The 16,609-nt window shown below is 57.8% G+C and carries 20 protein-coding genes; 10 read left to right on the forward strand and 10 right to left on the reverse strand.

Annotation, left to right across the window (positions count from 1 at the left end; all coding sequences use genetic code 11):
• Nucleotides 1-198: 198 nt before the first annotated feature.
• Together UAA55_RS11310 and UAA55_RS11315 are read right to left on the reverse strand one after the other, a co-directional pair.
• Nucleotides 199-1,134: a hypothetical protein gene (locus UAA55_RS11310; RefSeq protein WP_322952824.1), complete on the reverse strand. Its 936-nt coding sequence runs from the start codon at nucleotides 1,132-1,134 to the stop codon at nucleotides 199-201.
• A 206-nt stretch (nucleotides 1,135-1,340) separates the two neighbouring features.
• Nucleotides 1,341-2,168, reverse strand: coding sequence for a DNA/RNA non-specific endonuclease (locus UAA55_RS11315; RefSeq protein WP_322952826.1), 828 nt, complete (start codon nucleotides 2,166-2,168; stop codon nucleotides 1,341-1,343).
• A 212-nt stretch (nucleotides 2,169-2,380) separates the two neighbouring features.
• Between UAA55_RS11315 and UAA55_RS11320 the strand changes: the two genes are divergently transcribed.
• Nucleotides 2,381-2,500, forward strand: a complete 120-nt coding sequence (locus tag UAA55_RS11320; RefSeq protein ID WP_322954442.1) for an SEC-C metal-binding domain-containing protein — start codon at nucleotides 2,381-2,383, stop codon at nucleotides 2,498-2,500.
• A gap of 56 nt (nucleotides 2,501-2,556) precedes the next feature.
• On the opposite strand, the gene UAA55_RS11325 is transcribed toward UAA55_RS11320, so the two are convergent.
• The 3 genes from UAA55_RS11325 to UAA55_RS11335 form a co-directional block, all read right to left on the reverse strand.
• A complete protein-coding gene (locus tag UAA55_RS11325) occupies nucleotides 2,557-2,811 on the reverse strand; it encodes a hypothetical protein (RefSeq protein WP_145727690.1) in 255 nt (84 codons plus the stop codon).
• 122 nt (nucleotides 2,812-2,933) lie between these two features.
• The gene (locus UAA55_RS11330) at nucleotides 2,934-3,350 is read right to left on the reverse strand and encodes a DUF6088 family protein (RefSeq protein WP_322952827.1); all 417 of its coding nucleotides are present in this window, start codon (nucleotides 3,348-3,350) and stop codon (nucleotides 2,934-2,936) included.
• Between the two features lie 212 nt (nucleotides 3,351-3,562).
• The gene (locus tag UAA55_RS11335; RefSeq protein WP_322952828.1) at nucleotides 3,563-3,988 is read right to left on the reverse strand and encodes a Ros/MucR family transcriptional regulator; all 426 of its coding nucleotides are present in this window, start codon (nucleotides 3,986-3,988) and stop codon (nucleotides 3,563-3,565) included.
• Between the two features lie 942 nt (nucleotides 3,989-4,930).
• Between UAA55_RS11335 and UAA55_RS11340 the strand changes: the two genes are divergently transcribed.
• Nucleotides 4,931-5,770 (forward strand): S1/P1 nuclease, encoded by an 840-nt coding sequence (locus UAA55_RS11340; protein WP_322952829.1) that lies wholly within the window; start codon nucleotides 4,931-4,933, stop codon nucleotides 5,768-5,770.
• A gap of 29 nt (nucleotides 5,771-5,799) precedes the next feature.
• Here the strand turns inward: UAA55_RS11340 and UAA55_RS11345 are convergent, their stop codons facing one another.
• The 3 genes from UAA55_RS11345 to UAA55_RS11355 form a co-directional block, all read right to left on the reverse strand.
• Nucleotides 5,800-6,324 (reverse strand): MbcA/ParS/Xre antitoxin family protein, encoded by a 525-nt coding sequence (locus tag UAA55_RS11345; RefSeq protein ID WP_322952830.1) that lies wholly within the window; start codon nucleotides 6,322-6,324, stop codon nucleotides 5,800-5,802.
• A gap of 77 nt (nucleotides 6,325-6,401) precedes the next feature.
• Complete coding sequence (locus tag UAA55_RS11350; RefSeq protein ID WP_322952832.1) at nucleotides 6,402-7,550, reverse strand: hypothetical protein; 1,149 nt, start codon at nucleotides 7,548-7,550, stop codon at nucleotides 6,402-6,404.
• A 308-nt stretch (nucleotides 7,551-7,858) separates the two neighbouring features.
• Entirely contained in the window at nucleotides 7,859-8,179 is a 321-nt protein-coding gene (locus UAA55_RS11355; protein ID WP_322952834.1) for a helix-turn-helix domain-containing protein, read from the reverse strand.
• Between the two features lie 127 nt (nucleotides 8,180-8,306).
• Here UAA55_RS11355 and UAA55_RS31305 point away from each other — a divergent pair, with 127 nt between their 5' ends.
• The 5 genes from UAA55_RS31305 to UAA55_RS11370 all read left to right on the forward strand — a co-directional run bounded on the left by UAA55_RS31305 (nucleotide 8,307) and on the right by UAA55_RS11370 (nucleotide 11,055).
• The gene (locus tag UAA55_RS31305; protein WP_416235182.1) at nucleotides 8,307-8,528 is read left to right on the forward strand and encodes a response regulator transcription factor; all 222 of its coding nucleotides are present in this window, start codon (nucleotides 8,307-8,309) and stop codon (nucleotides 8,526-8,528) included.
• Nucleotides 8,529-8,624: 96 nt separating this feature from the next.
• Nucleotides 8,625-8,819 (forward strand): helix-turn-helix domain-containing protein, encoded by a 195-nt coding sequence (locus UAA55_RS31310; RefSeq protein ID WP_416235207.1) that lies wholly within the window; start codon nucleotides 8,625-8,627, stop codon nucleotides 8,817-8,819.
• 172 nt (nucleotides 8,820-8,991) lie between these two features.
• A complete protein-coding gene (locus tag UAA55_RS11360) occupies nucleotides 8,992-9,321 on the forward strand; it encodes a DUF6634 family protein (RefSeq protein ID WP_322952836.1) in 330 nt (109 codons plus the stop codon).
• A gap of 103 nt (nucleotides 9,322-9,424) precedes the next feature.
• Nucleotides 9,425-10,330, forward strand: coding sequence for a metallophosphoesterase (locus UAA55_RS11365; RefSeq protein WP_322952838.1), 906 nt, complete (start codon nucleotides 9,425-9,427; stop codon nucleotides 10,328-10,330).
• Nucleotides 10,331-10,347: 17 nt separating this feature from the next.
• Complete coding sequence (locus UAA55_RS11370; RefSeq protein ID WP_322952840.1) at nucleotides 10,348-11,055, forward strand: metallophosphoesterase family protein; 708 nt, start codon at nucleotides 10,348-10,350, stop codon at nucleotides 11,053-11,055.
• Nucleotides 11,056-11,122: 67 nt separating this feature from the next.
• Here UAA55_RS11370 and UAA55_RS11375 read toward each other — a convergent pair whose 3' ends face one another.
• Nucleotides 11,123-11,335 (reverse strand): hypothetical protein, encoded by a 213-nt coding sequence (locus UAA55_RS11375; RefSeq protein WP_322952841.1) that lies wholly within the window; start codon nucleotides 11,333-11,335, stop codon nucleotides 11,123-11,125.
• A 109-nt stretch (nucleotides 11,336-11,444) separates the two neighbouring features.
• Here UAA55_RS11375 and UAA55_RS31315 point away from each other — a divergent pair, with 109 nt between their 5' ends.
• From UAA55_RS31315 to UAA55_RS11385, 3 genes are all read left to right on the forward strand, one after another.
• Nucleotides 11,445-11,723 (forward strand): helix-turn-helix domain-containing protein, encoded by a 279-nt coding sequence (locus UAA55_RS31315; protein WP_416235183.1) that lies wholly within the window; start codon nucleotides 11,445-11,447, stop codon nucleotides 11,721-11,723.
• Nucleotides 11,724-11,779: 56 nt separating this feature from the next.
• Nucleotides 11,780-14,113, forward strand: coding sequence for a hypothetical protein (locus tag UAA55_RS11380; protein WP_322952842.1), 2,334 nt, complete (start codon nucleotides 11,780-11,782; stop codon nucleotides 14,111-14,113).
• Between the two features lie 286 nt (nucleotides 14,114-14,399).
• Nucleotides 14,400-15,998 (forward strand): hypothetical protein, encoded by a 1,599-nt coding sequence (locus UAA55_RS11385; RefSeq protein ID WP_322952844.1) that lies wholly within the window; start codon nucleotides 14,400-14,402, stop codon nucleotides 15,996-15,998.
• A gap of 72 nt (nucleotides 15,999-16,070) precedes the next feature.
• Here the strand turns inward: UAA55_RS11385 and UAA55_RS11390 are convergent, their stop codons facing one another.
• A complete protein-coding gene (locus UAA55_RS11390; RefSeq protein WP_322952845.1) occupies nucleotides 16,071-16,595 on the reverse strand; it encodes a toll/interleukin-1 receptor domain-containing protein in 525 nt (174 codons plus the stop codon).
• Nucleotides 16,596-16,609 lie beyond the last annotated feature (14 nt).

A 16,609-nucleotide genomic window follows, 5' to 3' on the forward strand; every position in this document is an offset into this window, starting at 1 on the left:
TTCCAAAGAATTCCGCATCAGAGAGGACTATGACATCCATTCCTGATATGTACATACGCCGATCAATAGGAAGCGGCGCCACTTCGCCTTTTCCTCTAGGGGGTTGCCCGCTTCGATTGCGGTGTGATGGCCACGTCTTGCCACGAAGTACTTTAACCGATCCCGGGCTACGTTTCCCAAACGCAAGGAAATGGACGATCAGATGATCATCACGTATCGCACCTTCATTGCCGACTGGTTCATCCAGCATCGGATACAATTTAATCCGCGTTCGACGATGCTTCCACTGGTGCTGGCTTTCGCCGTCAAGCACAAAAAATTTCCGAGCATCCTTCCTCGGATCAGAGGTTTCCCCCATGTCTTTCCGCCTTTAACTTGTGTCGCGAGTAAGGCGCCAGTCGCCGTTGTTCTTAGATCGTCGATTCCACCATCCGTACCATTTGCCATAGTGATAGACGGCGATATAGAGCGAAAATACTTATCAGAAGGACCGATGCGATCCGCCAAAAAACCCCAAAGTATCTCGGCTCTGCGGCCATGCGTGAACATGTGTTTCGCTGACCGCCTATATATTTCTGCGATTTTCGATTCACCTCTTGGCAACAAATCCGGAAAATCATAATAAACGTCAGACAATAATTCTTCATCGTATTCAGAAAAATAGGTCTCGAGGGCTGGAAAAGCGGGAGTTCCCAGATTTTCTGGGTCTTCTATGGTTTTTAACATATCCAATGTTAGAATTATTGTCGACCTTGCTGGATATTTGATGCGGTAATTGCTAAGTGGCGTATTTTCGACCTCAGCTATATGACCGGATTCAGCCAGTTGTTGATGATGCGGGTGAACAAAAATTAGACCTCCCAGTTTGTCATTTTTTGATATTTCTATAATCTTAAAAAAATTCCCATTTTTGTTGATAGCGTCAATTAAAGTATGCGTATCATCAAGTATATCTTCCGCGGACTTCTGAGAAGATATAACTGAACTAGTAACTTCACTGCTAGCAATGCTTCTTCTCCCAAGAGAAATCATTTCGCTTTTCGTTATAGGGCCCAGCGCACTCCTGTATAGGCTTGTTGAGTTAAGGCAGAGCTGCCACCAAATTTTTTCAATAGCCTGGTCATTTGATGACATCGGAACACCGGTTTATTTTGACAAGACGATGTACGGTAAACGAAAGTAGGTCGCGTTTACAGTAAGAGTGTCTCCAGCCTATCATTTCTGAGGTTCCTAATGGTGTGAGGTCATGATCTTGTCCACCCTCAAGAGACGATATAATTCACTTTCCAACCTAACAGGATGTTGAAAAACCTGATTCCGTCGCTGGGTGCCCTTTGAGTTTAGCCCCCATCTTGCCCCGATACATGGCAGATTGCATGCTTGCGTCTTTGGAAAACCTCGGTATCAGATGGCCATATGGCGCCGATGGAAGTCTTGTCCACGTTAAACGGCAGCGGCAGCGCGAACCCGGCAGCCTGTTCCACCTTGGCGACAGACACGGCATAGGGTGTCAGATCACCCTTGGGGGTCGGCTGGTTCTGCATGATGAACGCCGCGACTTGGCCGGACCCGTCCACGATCACCTTCCAGTACGCGGCCGGGATGCCGACCCCATCAACGCCGATGGTTTCCACCGGTTCCTTCCAGATTGGGCCGTCCATCACGATCAGCGGCCCCCGCTCAAGAGCCCAGGCACGCGTCGCTTCCTCCAGTGCTTCCCACTCCCACTGGTTCAGGTGGGACGCCTGCGGACTCATGTTTGATAGATAGAAGCTCTCCCCCTGAACCTGTGCGTCCCATTCAAAATCGGAGTTGGGTGCAAAGTGGCCGCGGTCATACACACCGGCGTGCCCCTTATAGTCCGCGAGTTCAGCACGATGATCAGGTGGCAGATCAGGATCGGGCGCGAATGAATCCTTGCGGGGCAGACACCCCAGCGCATGCTCAGCAGTCAGGCTCCAGGACACGAAGTCGGGGACCAGTTTCACGTCGTCGTGCAGAACGACGTAGGCCCGGCGACACAGCGGCGTTAGATGGGGCTCAGTCCCCGACCACTGCGGAGCACCCCAAGGGGCCTGCGCCTGGCAAGCCACCGGAATCTCTGCCGATTGCGCGCTGCCGACGCCCAAGCATGCCAGGACGACAAAAGCCCCCAAATGCACCCGCATTACATTCCCCAACAGTGGCGACGCTATCAGGCCGAAGCAGCCAATACGAATTGCGACCACTCCGTCGAAACCAGTGCCCGCCGTAGCAGCCCATCATTTAAGCTATTGGAAATGTGAAGTTATATCCAAAATCCCTTTTTGGATATAACCGCCTCGATGAAGCCGCCAGACAAATCTCCCGCGCCATCCTGGTCTTGCACAAGGTCGCCTAGATCGGGGCGGCGCATCCACCCGCAAAGCCAGCCCCCGTCCGTCAGACCAAGGTCGGACGCAACAACCCGTGCCCCTGCGGGTCAGGCAAGAAATACAAACGCTGCTGCGGTGCCAACTGAGGCGTCAACCGCCAACCCCGGTGGGACCGCGCACCGCTTACGCCTAACTGGATGCCTCAGTGGCCTTCAGCTTGACGGTTACCGGCGGCTTCAGCGGCCTTCTGGCACATGTAGTAACCGTCCTTGGTCGTGCCGTAGTAGCGGCTGCTGGGCAGGTGATAAATCTGGGAATTGGGGTTCACCCAGACCACCGGGCTTTTGCAGACCTTTGCGGCTGCGGCCGGGTCGGAATAGTGCTTCCCCTCGCCAGCCAGGGCGGCGGGAGAAGCCAAGAGGACGGCGGCAACGAGAGCGGTTGCTAAGCGGCGCATCGGTTTCACCTTTGCATATTGAACGTGCATGACCAGTACACTACGCGCGCCATGGCTGCAATGTCAGTGCCGTTTTACAGGGTCGTTAGCTGGCAGGTGCGGGCCGCCGCCAAACTCGGCTTTCAGCGCTGGCGGACCCGCTCAAAGCGGACATAGGCGCCACCGTATCCAATGCGGCGACGGACAGTTTTGGTGACGCCAACGGTACGCCCTGTAGGCACCTGCTGCGAGCGCCCTTCGTTGTACGCACGCTCAGCTTTTGATGGGGCTGTTTGCACATTGAGGCGATGGAGTGCCGCCCGGGCGAGATCCGGCAAACTCGCCGCCGGAATCACCCTACCAGAGAGACTCGACCGGCACGTCTTTGCGTAGATGCCGACGCCAATACGTATCAGCACTGCTCGCCCAGTCAGCTTCCGAAGGACACGGCTGATCTGAGATTGGCTTGCGTTAAGCCCATCGACAAAGTCGGCCCGCAGCAGAACGATTTCCGGGCTCGCCCGAACCAATTCAAAAGCTTGCGATTCAAGACCGCTCATCCGACGAGAATGCTCTCCGGGGAATGTTATCTATCGTTGCCGCCATAGCCGGGCCGGGCAAATTGATCTGCTGACTGTCTTCCTTCCAACAGCTAACCGCCTACGCACACCCGAATGCCTGCCAGCGGCGGCAGCGGTTGGGGAGCCGCGTTTTGTGCGAACTGGTGCTCCCACGATATTGCAGCCGAAGGCGCGCGGCGGAATTATCCGCGTCAGGCGGCATTCTTGCCTTTTTTGGGCTTCGCAACACGGGTGCGGCTGCCGAGCCCGATCTCCTTGGCCAAACCCGAACGTTGTTCGGCGTAGCTCGGCGCGACCATGGGGTAGTCCGACGGCAAGCCCCACTTAGCACGGTACTCATCTGGCGTCAGATTGTAGGCCGTGCGCAGGTGGCGCTTCAGCATCTTCAGCTTTTTTCCGTCTTCCAGACAGATGATGTAGTCCGGGGTAACTGATTTCCGAACAGGTACAGCAGGAACCAGCTTAGCTTCAGGAACAGGTTCCGCTGCTGGGCTATCAACGCGAACTAGCCCGCCGTAAACCGACTGAATTAACCCAGGCAACTCGGCAGGAGGTATCTGGTTTCTTGTCACATATGCGGATACGATATCCGTCGCCAGCTTCAGTAAGTCGTCCATGAGGAAATCCATTATTCACAGCTGGCGACATGATACAGTTCCTATAAGTATCGTCCAGGAGGAATATTGGGAAAGTTATTGCCAACTCAGGATTGGGTCGAAGAAATCAACGGGACCTGGGTTCGTATGGACGGAATGCAGGCCCAGTGCGTAGCCCCGGCCACCAGGTTTTCCTGGGCAGTGCAGCGGCCTGACGGCTCTTGGTTATCGACCTCGCCGGTGACCAGCGGTAGCAACCCTAAGACACGGTACTTCGTCAGCGCCAACGCTGCCATGGCGGCCGCAGACCGAACCCGCTAGCTCTCGAAGATGTCCGGCCTGCTAGGCGCCCGTCCACAGCGTCAGCGCCACGGAAGAAAGCCGTCATCCGACGATGCCGTTCGTGAACCTCTGCGTCAGGAAGGTCAGTCCGGGGATCGCCAAGCTCCGTCGGTTGAGTTCATCCCGTACTCCAGACCTCGACGGCCAAAATACCCGTCCTCTGTCTTGGCAGTCGAACGCGCGAGCGAGAAGCCTAGCGGCAAACTGTCAGTAAAGCGTCCTGAACGCGGTTTATGGAAAGTTTGCCGCAGGAAAAATGTAAGGCCCGAGACGGATTGATGGCTGAGACTGGCTATCGTCGATCCCGACACAGCGCATCGGATATCTGCTCGACAGCCTCGGCGCCGAGGCTCCAGCACGTAAGGTGGAAAATGGATTGGGGGCCGCCGCGGCCGCTACACGCGCCCTTCGGGCCCGATCCCAATGCCGCTGACGAAGTTGGCTTGGCCGTAGAGATGCCGAACAGCGGTCCGTTTCCAAAATAAGCTGCGACCGTGTCGTTTGACCCAACACGGGCTAATTTTCTACTTTGGAGTGCTCATTATGGAAATATTACACCCATTGCGTGCATTTCCAGCAAATGCTATAGGCAAACAATCCCATCAGCATGAGGCTTCTGCGATGCGCCACCACCTTTCCGCCGCCCTCATTGCGCTTTCGGTTCTGCCCACGATGACTCCAACTCAGGCCTTCGCCTGGGGTGGCGACGGGCATCGGACTGTGGCCGCCATCGCCTACCAGCTGCTAACACCGACTGCAAAGGCCCAGGTGAACGGTCTACTGGGCGACGACAGTGGCCAAGCCTTCATTAATGCCGCCACCTGGGCGGACGACATTCGCAAGCCCCAGCCGGACCAGCCGTATCCTGGCAGCGGCCCTTGGCACTACGTCTCGATCCCGTTTAATGACGCGGTGTACGTCAAAGGCCGGGATTGCAAGGCGGACAACTGCGTGGTCGAGAAGATAACCGCCTTCAATGCGCAGCTGTCCGATAGCCAGCTTCTTGAGGGCGTCCGGCGCGATGCGCTGAAGTTCGTCATCCACTTCGTCGGCGACATCCACCAGCCCCTCCACGCGTGTGAGAACGGAGATCGCGGCGCCAACGAGGTGCAGGTCACGCTGAATGGCCGAAATACCAACCTCCATAGCGTGTGGGACTCGGGCATCATCCGGGGGAGTTGGGGAAACATCGCCGCCCACCAGGCGCTGCTGACGCAACGGGCGGAAGCCGAACACGCCAAATGGGAAAATGGCACGCCCGCCGACTGGGCGACTGAGAGCCATACCATCGCCCGGCAGGTCGTCTACCCGAGCTTGGGCAACGTTCCGGCACCTGGTCCCGTTACCCCGCCGGTCGTGTTGCCCGCCGATTACGCCGCCAAAGAGACGCCGGTTGTCGATGAGCAGATCGTCAAGGCGGGCGTTCGGCTGGCTTCCCTTCTAAATGGCGATTTCAAATAGACATTTCCCAATGAGCCGGGAGAGCAGCATCACAGGAACAGCAAGTCGTCGCTGGTGATGGGGCTGACCAGGTCGTCGAACGCTGGGTCAGGGGTGGCGAATAGGCCGCCGCGCCAAGCATCGAGGTGCCGCCGAACAACGAGAATGCCGTCCTGGGTGGCATTGGTGACCAAGGCCAGGGGCGCCTGTCCGCCGAAAAGCGGACCGCTGTTGGGACTCTTGAGCCACCGGATGCCGTCATCGTCCCGCGCAAAAATCGTTCGCAGCGCCTGGTGGATTCCGAGCACCGCGGAGATCCTGAGTAACGTATCAATGGGCAGCGCCAGCTCGGCACCGGACAGGGCCCTGGTCGCCCATCTGCGATAGGCGGAGTGCCCAGGCTTACCAAGGACGTTAAGCTGCTCTCGGGCGGTAAGCCCCCAGCGGTCAGCGATTGCCAGGAATGCCCTCATGCCGGGACCGCTGACCCGGCGGACGTCGGCGATGGCGAGGTCCATGATGACGACCATCCCAGGACCGCCGGGCGAGCCTTCCTTTCTGGTGTCGTCGATCATCACAGACCTTCCGGTGGGCCATCCAGGACGGGGCACCCAGTGAATGGCGCCCCAACAAGATTGGGGCGCCATCACCGTCACAGATGCGGTGCGCCGTTCTGCGGCTGCGTCGGCGCAGCCTTAGTCTGGAGCGTCGCTGCATCCGTCAGTGTTACCGAAAGAACCGGGGTGCCCGATTCACCCGCGTCGTATTCCATGCTGGTCTGAACGGCGTCGAGCGCCGCATACAGCTGGAAATCCTGCGGCCGCTTACCGACGCTCTGACCCCAGCCAAAGAACCGCTGGCTGGCCGCGGCGCCGGGCGGACCATATTTCGCGATCAGGCCCTTCCGAACATCGTCGACAACGGTCTTGGTGTACGTCAGCACCTGCCGCACGGTGATGCTGGTAGCCTTGCCGTTGGCAACCTTGAAGGTGACGCACACCGTGCCCACCGCTGGCTTCGTCAATACGGTCATCGTGGAGCCACCCCCGCACGCCTGGTCGGATCCCATGACCAAGTTCTTGTCAGTGAAGGAAGCCTTTGCAGCGGCCGTCAGCTGGCCTTCTGTCATTCCAACTTTCAAGCCGCTGACGTCGAAATCGGCGGCGGCCTTGGCAGACGGGACCGGCGCCGCTGCCGACGGTGTAAATTCCGCCAACACCTTGCCATTGTCCGCAAGCTTCAGCGTAACCTTGCTGATCGCAACCAGCACCGTATAGCGGCTATCCAGCTTGCCGTTTGGATCGCCCACACCGGCGAAGTGACCTTCGACCTGGGCGATGACGCGCAGACGATCGACCTTACGCGCCTCCTCCATTGGCAGTGGGAGCGGAACCGGCGCGCCATTCGAGAAGCCGATTTTATAGGTACGGCCGAAAACGATTTGGCTCAGATAGTGGCCAGGGAGCAGGTCGTTGATGGTGTACTGGCCCGCGCTCCGGTCGTACTCGCCCAGTGTCACGTTCGTCAGGACCACCAGTGGCGTCGAGTTGTCAACCTTGGCTTGGGCGGCCCGGAGCCTGGCTTCTTCAGCTTTTTGGGCTTCTGGGCGGTCAAAATGGCTGGCGGTTGTTACTGGCTTTGCGCCAGCCGCCGCGCCCGCGACGTCGAGCGGGTCGCCGCTTTTCTTGTGATAGTAGAGGGCGGCCAGCTCGCCGGTCAGCTCCTCAGCCGCTTTGGCGCCGACCGCCGCGAATAATATCCCAGTCGCCACGACAGCGGCGACGGCAATCTTCGAAATCATGACTTCCCCCACGGTGGGCTATGCGCGCCCAACGTGCATCGCCGCGGCCCAGTGGGAAAGGTACGGAATCTTCTATATTGCGCTCGCGCTTAAAATGTGCCTATCGCCGTGAATCCTTGGCATAATTCATGTCAACACTAAATAAATCCTTGCAGCACCCGCCCAATGACCGTCAATTGGATCTAAATCTACAATCTTACAGCCAGGACAGACGGCTCATAGCGCAGAGCGCGGGCGCGCCATACAACAAATCCCAGGGCTCGGTCCATATGGGAAATTCACCATATTGCCGCCGCTGTTCAAAACCTTTAGCTCAAAGCCTTCTTTTGCTTGGTTGCCTGCTTCTGAGCAGTGAGGACCATGCTAACAACTACTTGGCGGAGTTGACTGTCCATGCCCATAAGGGCCACCACAGCACGATCAATATCCGGGTCCGTAACCCGCGTCGGCTCGCCACCCATGAGCAACTCGTTAGGGCTGATGTCGAGCGCGCCACAGATCCGAAGCAGCGTGACGAAGTCGGGTTCCCGGGAATCGGACACGTACCGGGCGTATCGGGGCTGGCTCAAGCCCAGGCGTTCGGCGACCTCGGCGTCGGTTAGACCCAGCGCTTTCGACCGCGCGCGCAATCTTTCCCCAAATCCCTTCATGCTGAGATTAGTGGCGCCCGGGCCGTCGGCGCGCTATTACCGAATTGGTGTTCCTGAAGATGCCAGATCGGTATTTTCCCCATCGTCTCCTTGCGCGTTTGAGCCCATGACCGCCCCTGCGCTGACACATCCGCTGACACCCCGGGAAGCTGAATGCCTGCGCTTGCTCGCCCGAGGCGAAAGTTCCAAGCAGATCGCCCATACGCTGGGGTTGAGTTCCAGGTCTGTAGATGCCTACCTGGGTAGGGCTCGCAAAAAGCTTGGCGCCCGCAATTCCACGCATGCCGCCGTCATCGCCTCGAAAGCGGGCCTGTTGATCGATCCCTGAAAGGCGGTAACGCCGCCAGGCCTATGATCCCCATTCCAAAATAGCGAAGTCGAGACGACGACCTCAGGCCGCCGTGCGCCGGAGATTGCCATGCCTATGCCGCCCTCTCCACGAGAGTTGAAATGCCTGCACCTCCTGGCTCATGGCAGTTCGCCAAAGGAGATCGCATACGACCTGGATCTGAAGGTCGTTTCCGTCAATCTGTACCTGTCCAGAGCCCGCGCGAAGCTTAATGCTAAGTCGCTGCCGCATGCCGTATTTCTCGCCTTTCGGCAGGGTCTTTTGCGGTGACCTGGACTTTGCCCGGCCGCTGCTGGGCGCATTCTCTTAAGCGCCCAAGCCAAAGAATTCGCGGTCCACCATCTGCTATCGGCACGCGCCGGTACGCCGAATGGCCCAGGCGACAGCCAACTCGTACTAAGACCCGCCTTAAACGGACATCATTCACTCTGGAAGGAAGACCATGGTTCCCCCCAACATTAAGCGCAGTGCAATCGAGATGGCCGGAAAATACAGTCGGATTGCCCGGGATCTTGAGTTGTTCTCGCAAGGAATTTCGCCGTCATCAGCGGAAATTTCTAAAGCACCTCTACTCAATTCCTACCGAATCACCAGGCGTGAATACGACATATTGGCCGGAAAATCCTATGGCCACCCCTTAATTGAGGACGGCCCTATATTTACCAGCCAGCTAATTATCTTTAACCGCGAGGATGGCTGGGCAAGGACTTTGTCGCGGTACTATCGCCTTGGGGAGCCTGCCGAGCCCAATCAGGCGACCAGCCGCCCTTAAACTGACGCCATCGGACGCAAGGTAAGCCAGCCCGGATTTTCGCGGCAGCTATGTACGCGCGCGGAAATCCGGCTCGGCCAGCCATCTACCTGGAAACCCAATCATGACCGACCGGAAGATCCGTCTGGCAGTGATGTCGGACCTCCACAATGAATTCGAGGCGGCGCAAGGCTCCAGAAGACCGACCGCGGCCTGGTTGGCACTGGATGAGGGCCGCAGGCGCATCCCGGGTCATCCAACGATAGGGCCGCTACTGGATGGCCTAATCGGCGACCAGATCGACCTCGTCATTCTCGCCGGGGACATCAATGTCGGGGTGCGGGGCATCGAATATGCCCGAGAGGTGGCACAGCTTATCGGTGCGAAGACCGTCTACGTGATGGGCAATCATGAAGCTTACAACGGCCGCGACCTGGACCTGCTGGCCGAGGAATTCCGGAACGCCGCGGATGCGACGACAGGGTCGGTGACATTTTTGGAGAACGAGGTCGCGGTGTTCGATTTCGACGGTCAACGCCTCCATGTCCTTGGCTGCACGCTGTGGACTGACTACGCGATGAACGGCTCCGATTCGGACGAGATCGCGCACTCGATGGAACGTGCCGGGGACAGCTTAAACGACCATGTGCAGATTTCGGTGAATGGGCAGCCGTTCACGCCGTACCTGGCCAGGCAGAGGCACTTGGCAAGCCGGGCCTGGTTGGCGGAGGAAGTGAAACGCATCCGGGCCGAAGACGGCGAAGACGCCAAAATCCTGATCGTCACGCATCACGCCCCAGTCAGGGGCGCAAGCGGACCGCAGTACGTGGGTGATCCGTTGTCACCGGCATTCGCCAGCGACCTGACGGAGGAGATCATTTCCTGGCGGCCGGTGGCCTGGATCTTCGGGCACACGCATTTCAACTTGGACACCCAGATCGGCGGCACTCGCGTCGTGGCGGCTCAGCGCGGCTACCTGGGCTACGAGCCTGGATCTGAGGAATTCCGGCCCAAAGTCATTGAGGTCTAGCGACTGAGGAGAAACTGATGCGACGCCCCATCGTGGCGGTGGGTGACCCCCACGGGGATTGGCAGCCGCTGCTCGAAGTGTGCCAGCGTGTGCGCCCCGCCGCCGTTCTGATAGTCGGGGACTGTGACCTGAGCCGCCCACTTCGGGAAACGCTGGCGCCTTTGTGGGAGGCTGGCATCCGGGTTCGTTATGTCATTGGGAATCATGACGTCGACAGCCCAGCCTGGTTTGCCAACCTGGTCGAGGACCATCCGACCGGGAACCTTCATGGCCGCGCCGAGGAGATTGAAGGCGTGTCGGTTGCCGGGTTGTCGGGAATCTACAGCCCGATGGTCTGGTTCCCGAAATCCACCGATGAGCACCTGGGTCCGTTCTTCTGGTCACGCGAGGAATGGCTGCGGAAGCATCCGCATCTACAGCGGCAGCGCGACGTTGGCGCTCGGGATGGCCGTGGGTTACCCATCAAATATCACGGCCTGATTTTTCCGGAAGATCACGACCTACTGGCGGAAATCGGGCAGGCGGAAGGGGCCGATATCTTGCTTACCCACGAGGCGCCGCCAACGCATCGGTATGGCTTTCAGGGGATCCAGCAGGCCGCGGAAGCCTGCCGTGCCAAGCTGGTCATCCATGGACATCATCACCAAAGCTATGAGGGCGTCCTACCCAACGGCTGCAAGGTCCGCGGCTTGGCAAGAGGTGAACCTTGGGTCGTGCAGCTCTGATGTGCGCAGTGCTTTGGTGACGGCTTACTGGCATTCAAGGTGAGTGCTGGTCGACATCGGATTGGCCTCACGACAGCCTGCTTCCTGGTGACGGGGCGGTCGCCAAGAGCTGGTCCACCGCCGCCAGGATACGCCGTGACAGGCTGTACTGGTCCATGTCCCCCTTGCTCAGCCATTCGTCGGCGCGCATGGCCGCGAATGCCGCGGCTTCAGACCCGTGGTGTTTCACCAGGGTGTTGGCTGCCAGCCAGACATCTCGTTCGCTGACGTGATCGACCAAATCACCCGCTCCTCTCAAGCAGCCGGAACCGGACTATGCCTTCACGTTTGGACGCCGTCTTCAAGGGCATCGTGCATTATCGTTTCGTCCAATCCGGGCCCGTCAACTGATGCCGACACAGCATGCTCCGACCGTCGGTGCGCGGGCGGTAACCCTGAATATCGGCAGATTACTAAGGGCAGCACGACTGCGACGGCGGCGTTCGAAAACTGCCGTCTCCGATCAGGCAGGGATTTGCCAAGACACGTTGACACGGATTGAACAAGGCGACGGCACAGTCTCCCTGGAGGACTATGTCAAGGCGGTCCACGCAGTGGGATTGGGCAGATCGCTGGCGTTCATTCTCGACGCGGAGGCGGACTTCACAGGGTCCGACGATGTTGCTTAACAACGCCCGGCACATCGGGCACAGCACCCGGCCATTTGACTTTCAGCGGACATCTAATGAGCACCGTCGTCCTGGCCCGAATGATTTCGGATTTCTGCCGAGCCCGCGTGACCCGCGTATTGCCGCCCCGCGAAGCTGAGCAACTTCGCATGCACCTGGTCGATTTAATCCGGACCAGAACCCCACCGCCGCGTTCGGGGGCCGCCTTCAACATAACCCAGCTGGCAGTCGCAGCGGATTTGCCTGCCGACATGTTGGAAGCCGCTGCCACCACGATTCGTCCGGCGCTGGATGCCATAGTCAGGGGCTTGCGTAAGCTACCTCCGCTGAAGGAACCCAAGCCGTCGGCGCCTTCAACTAACGCTTCCCGTAAAGGCTTGATATCCCCTGTCGCGGCTGCGTCGCCCAGGCAGCAGGTGGCGTCCGTGATCAGGCGCAAGGAACCAGCTGAGATCGCTCCAGCCAAACCGAAGAAAAAGACAGGCGTACCGCCGCGCCCTGTCGTCGAGTTTCCAGCTGCTCGTCAGGAAATGCCCACCAACGAGCCAGAGGGATTCAAGGAGGCCCTCCGGTATCACATGGAGCGGCATGGGGACACCGGCTGGTCGTTGTTTCGTGCCGTCATCCTGAGCGAACCATCGCTGAACTACTCCACCATCTACTACTGGCTGCGAGGCCGGACGGTGCCGCGGACTCTGAAAACGCGCCGCGTCCTGAAGCTGATTGAACGCCGGTATCGCCTGCCCGAAGGCCATTTGGCGGCCAAGCTGCCGAATTGTAATTCGGCGCCGAGAGGTCATGATGTCGCCGGTGTCGGTGCCGCTGAACTGCGGCGGCTTGCTTGGCATCTGCCCGATGATTTTGCCAGCCGTTCGCCGGTCGAGCGAGAACAGATCCTGGAATGGGTCCGTACCAATATCATTACTGGCGCAACGGATTATCGGCTGTTCCACGCGGCGGCAATGAAGCAGCGTTACGCCTTGCGCTTCCCGGACGTGCCCGTTGGCCACCAGATGCGCCTGGCGCCGGAAGATGATGATCACCACGAGCGTGCTGATCCAGATCTGGGGCTGGGGACGAAGCTGGCGCCCGCCCGCCTAGCCGGTGAGATGTCCAGCTTAATCCGCTTCAAGACAGCCACCCTGACCAGCATCGGCTTCAAGCGGAATGGAGTGTGGGGTGGCGAAACGGCGGCCCAGAAGCTTGAGCACCTCGGGCTTCTGTTCGGTGCCATGGCCGCATCCCCCAGCGGTGCTGTTCAGGGGCTGGGGGTGCCTCTCCGGCACCTCAGCTTGGCCCTGCTTGCCTTCCCCGCAACGTGGGACTGGTACATCCAATGGCGGGAACGTCGCCGGGGCTTCTACACAGCCTGGGAGGTCGATATGCTCGCCCTGGCCGCCTCCCTGGTGCGGGCCGAAACCGGTTGGTTGCGGCAGTCCCCCCAGCTGGTCGAAAGCCTGACGCCGATTCCAGGCTTGGTGTCGGCAGCCGATATCAACGCAGCCAAGGCCGACTGGGCGGACACCTGTGAAGTGCTTCATCGGCATGCCACGGCGCGGGCCCGTGAGCTCCAGCGGGTGGTCAAGGTCCACCGGGATCCATTCGAACCCATCTTGCCAATTCTGGAGTCGGACAGCCCCGTGGGCGAGTACCGGAAGATTGCCGACGAGATCTTGGCCCGCATGCCCGATGAGAACCGCTACCCCGTCACGGCGGCTGAAGCTGTCCGATCCCTGCTGTTGATCCGGCTCGGCTTGCACCTGGGTGTCCGGCAGAAGAACTTGCGTCAGCTCCTGGTAAAGGCCCGTGGCCAAGCTCCATCGACGGAACGGCAGTTGGCCGACCGGCAGTGTGGAGAGCTGAGGTGGAGCACGCGCGATCAGAGGTGGGAAGTGCTGATCCCGGCGGCGGCGTTCAAGAATGCCACCTCGACCTATTTCGGCGGCAAACCGTTCAGGCTGATCCTGCCGGACCTGGGCGGGCTGTACGGCTTCATCGATGCCTACTTGGAACGCCACCGGCAGGCACTGCTGCGGGGCGCCGCCGACCCGGGAACCTTTTTCGTGAAGACGGTGAAGACCACCTCCATGGACGCGGCCTATAACCAGACGACTTTCTATGAGGCCTGGCGGCTGACCATCCAGCGATACGGCATCTACAACCCCTACACCGAGCGCGGGGCCATCAAGGGACTGCTGCCCCATGGCCCCCACAGCGTCCGCGATGTGCTGGCGACGCACATCCTGAAGAAGACTGGCTCCTTCGAGCAGGCCAGCTACGCGATCCAGGACACGCCCGATACAGTCGCCAACCACTACGCCCGGTTCCTCCCCCAGGATAAGGCGGCATTGGCCGCGCAAGTGCTGAACCAGGTGTGGGAGGCGGCCTAATCCATTTTCTGCCAGCATAGTCGAGATTGCTTCACCGACGTGGGCTCGTGCTATGCTGGCACTCATGCGACGAACTATCCTACTCGTTGATGACACAAAACACCGCCGACGAGCCTCCGACCGAATGCGTTATGGTGGATCAGCCCGAATCAGGCAGACAGGCAAGAGCTTAAGGGAGGCTGCCTTGATGTAGACCTCTTATCCAGCTCAAGTCGGAAAGTCCGGAATCGTCGGCAAATATCTTTTTAGCAATTTTGCCTATTTTATCACTCACATAGGTTAATAAATGCCTCAAGAATTGCCAAAAGAAAGATCTTCGATCGATTTTATACCAAAGGAACTCGAATCCCCTGGCAGCCTGGGAGGTGGTTGGCTCGAATTTATCCGGCTTATACCCTCTCTTAGCGTCCCACCTATAATATCTGTACCTGTAACACCTTTGTTAATTGCGATATGGTGCGCAGCACGCCAGATTCCATATTGGGATGTTATTAACGATCTTGGGCAAAGCTCCATCGCATTCCTCTGCATAATATTGGGATCTACATTTGTTGCTTCTTTTTTTATACAGTCTCCAGGTATAATGAGGATCTGGGATGAATACGAGATCCACAACTTTGGAAAAATTAAGAAGACGCGTTTCACAATGGCCGCTGCCACTGCGCGATGGCGTCGCCTAAGTTATTATTCTATTGTTATATTTTTAATGATTATAATTCTGGCGTCCGGAGATTTTCTATATGAAAACGGAGCACTTGTTGGCGACAGTTCTCACAATTCTAGGCTAAACTGGCCGTTCATTATAATATTTTCATCTACATTCTTTTGGGCGGCATTGTATTTATCAGGAATATTTTTTAATTCAAGAAAATTCCGCCTATGGAAATATAAAAGGCATAGGATGCTTGGGGCAATTAAGTACCAAAAGTCACCGGCAAGATTAAAGTTCATGGTCTGGACAGGTATATATGTCAAGTTGTTTATATGGGTCACTATACCGTTGTGGATTCCCATCTATATCCTCTGCAAGATTGTAATCTTTACGGCAAAACGGGCTAAGAGACCAAGCAAAATCAAAGATATGACAAAGTCTGCTGCGTTAAGCTTGCGAGGTGCGCTACGTAGTTTTGCAATGAAAATTGGTAAATACCCGGGAAGGATTTCGCACAACATTAAAGATTTCGCGCTAAATTTAAAGAAGATGCCAGATACATGGCGCAAGATCGATAAGATTTTAAAGCGAAAAAGGAAGAACAGACTATTTCAAAAGCCCAAACTTATCCGCTCTAGGTCGCCCGAAAAACCTGTGCCACAATCTCGATTTGGGACGATAATATCCGGAACCATGATTGTCATCATGGATATACAATGCCTATCTTTATACTACTACGCCGCCCTGTGCGCCACCGAGAGAATGGCAAAGAATTCCAGAGGTGCAGTGGACGACATAAGGTCATATGCATTCCTCTTTCTCGCTCCGATGATACCTATTATTGTACTCAATATGTCAATGGAGTGGGCAAAGAGAAGATCGCCACAGGCAGCCTTCGTTGCAGTGGTGATGACCGCTATTTTCATATTCTCTGTTTTTCCAGGCACCCCATCCATACTTGACAACCTAGCAAGACCATTAGGTTATGGCGGCGGTCGTCCGATTTATTTATACGTAACTCCAGAAGCGGCTTGCGCGCACCCTTCTTTATTTAATGCAAAGGTAGAGTGCAACTTGAATGGCTTAGTAAAGACTGAACGTGTGAACCTTGCTTGGCTCGGGGCAACAAAGGTCATCGTATGGACTGGCCCGGCGGAAGCCCGTAACGAGGCCGTCGTTTTGGAGCGCAAGGACGTTCCTTCGTTAGAGCCCGTATTCATTCCAGAGCCGTGAAATCCGGGCGCCGGTTCATCTACTGGCGCCCTCCCTTTTTCGAACAGGGGCTCTCATGGTCGTGATGTGCGTCTATATTTCAGAAGGCCTGCTCCATTCGGTCACGGACTTACGGATCGCCACCGCCACCTCATACAGCGCCTGGTCCTGGTCGGCCCACCGGGTCACCGGCTTTCCGTCGCGAGGAAGAGCTAACAGTTGCCTGAGCGGCGTCGATGACCAATCACATGGCCGCAGGATCACCGGGATGACGCGGCACAGGCCCGCCCGGTGCCGGTCCACCGCCAGCTGCATCTCCACGTCATGGCAATAGGCCGACGCCAGGAAGTCCGGGCTCACCAACATCAAGGCAACGTCGGCGGCGGCCAACGCTTCCTGGATCCCCTCATCGATTTCATCGCCCGGCAGCATCCGCCGGTCGTGCCACACCGCCAACCCACGCCGCTTCAGGGGCGTCAGATGCACCTCCAGGCGATCCCGCAACGCTTCGTCGGCATGGCAGTACGACATGAAAACCCGAACCAAGGCGACCTCCAAGGCGCATAGAGGGGACACCAGCCGCGTTCCGTGGCGGCGGTGATTTCCGGCGCCGCTCATCAGCACGGCGCCCT

This window comes from Nitrospirillum guanabarense (genome assembly GCF_034653355.1).
Lineage (GTDB): Bacteria > Pseudomonadota > Alphaproteobacteria > Azospirillales > Azospirillaceae > Nitrospirillum.

What these genes read in the sequence shown, in the direction of transcription:
- UAA55_RS11370 (WP_322952840.1), top strand. Translation starts at nt 10,348, where the DNA reads ATGCGACGCCCCATCGTGGCGGTGGGTGACCCCCACGGGGATTGGCAG.
- UAA55_RS11315 (WP_322952826.1), bottom strand. Translation starts at nt 2,168, where the DNA reads ATGCGGGTGCATTTGGGGGCTTTTGTCGTCCTGGCATGCTTGGGCGTC.
- UAA55_RS31305 (WP_416235182.1), top strand. Translation starts at nt 8,307, where the DNA reads ATGACCGCCCCTGCGCTGACACATCCGCTGACACCCCGGGAAGCTGAA.
- UAA55_RS11310 (WP_322952824.1), bottom strand. Translation starts at nt 1,134, where the DNA reads ATGTCATCAAATGACCAGGCTATTGAAAAAATTTGGTGGCAGCTCTGC.
- UAA55_RS11345 (WP_322952830.1), bottom strand. Translation starts at nt 6,324, where the DNA reads ATGATCGACGACACCAGAAAGGAAGGCTCGCCCGGCGGTCCTGGGATG.
- UAA55_RS11335 (WP_322952828.1), bottom strand. Translation starts at nt 3,988, where the DNA reads ATGGACGACTTACTGAAGCTGGCGACGGATATCGTATCCGCATATGTG.
- UAA55_RS11330 (WP_322952827.1), bottom strand. Translation starts at nt 3,350, where the DNA reads ATGAGCGGTCTTGAATCGCAAGCTTTTGAATTGGTTCGGGCGAGCCCG.
- UAA55_RS11380 (WP_322952842.1), top strand. Translation starts at nt 11,780, where the DNA reads ATGAGCACCGTCGTCCTGGCCCGAATGATTTCGGATTTCTGCCGAGCC.
- UAA55_RS11385 (WP_322952844.1), top strand. Translation starts at nt 14,400, where the DNA reads ATGCCTCAAGAATTGCCAAAAGAAAGATCTTCGATCGATTTTATACCA.
- UAA55_RS11350 (WP_322952832.1), bottom strand. Translation starts at nt 7,550, where the DNA reads ATGATTTCGAAGATTGCCGTCGCCGCTGTCGTGGCGACTGGGATATTA.
- UAA55_RS11340 (WP_322952829.1), top strand. Translation starts at nt 4,931, where the DNA reads ATGCGCCACCACCTTTCCGCCGCCCTCATTGCGCTTTCGGTTCTGCCC.
- UAA55_RS31310 (WP_416235207.1), top strand. Translation starts at nt 8,625, where the DNA reads ATGCCGCCCTCTCCACGAGAGTTGAAATGCCTGCACCTCCTGGCTCAT.
- UAA55_RS11360 (WP_322952836.1), top strand. Translation starts at nt 8,992, where the DNA reads ATGGTTCCCCCCAACATTAAGCGCAGTGCAATCGAGATGGCCGGAAAA.
- UAA55_RS31315 (WP_416235183.1), top strand. Translation starts at nt 11,445, where the DNA reads ATGCCGACACAGCATGCTCCGACCGTCGGTGCGCGGGCGGTAACCCTG.
- UAA55_RS11365 (WP_322952838.1), top strand. Translation starts at nt 9,425, where the DNA reads ATGACCGACCGGAAGATCCGTCTGGCAGTGATGTCGGACCTCCACAAT.
- UAA55_RS11325 (WP_145727690.1), bottom strand. Translation starts at nt 2,811, where the DNA reads ATGCGCCGCTTAGCAACCGCTCTCGTTGCCGCCGTCCTCTTGGCTTCT.
- UAA55_RS11390 (WP_322952845.1), bottom strand. Translation starts at nt 16,595, where the DNA reads ATGAGCGGCGCCGGAAATCACCGCCGCCACGGAACGCGGCTGGTGTCC.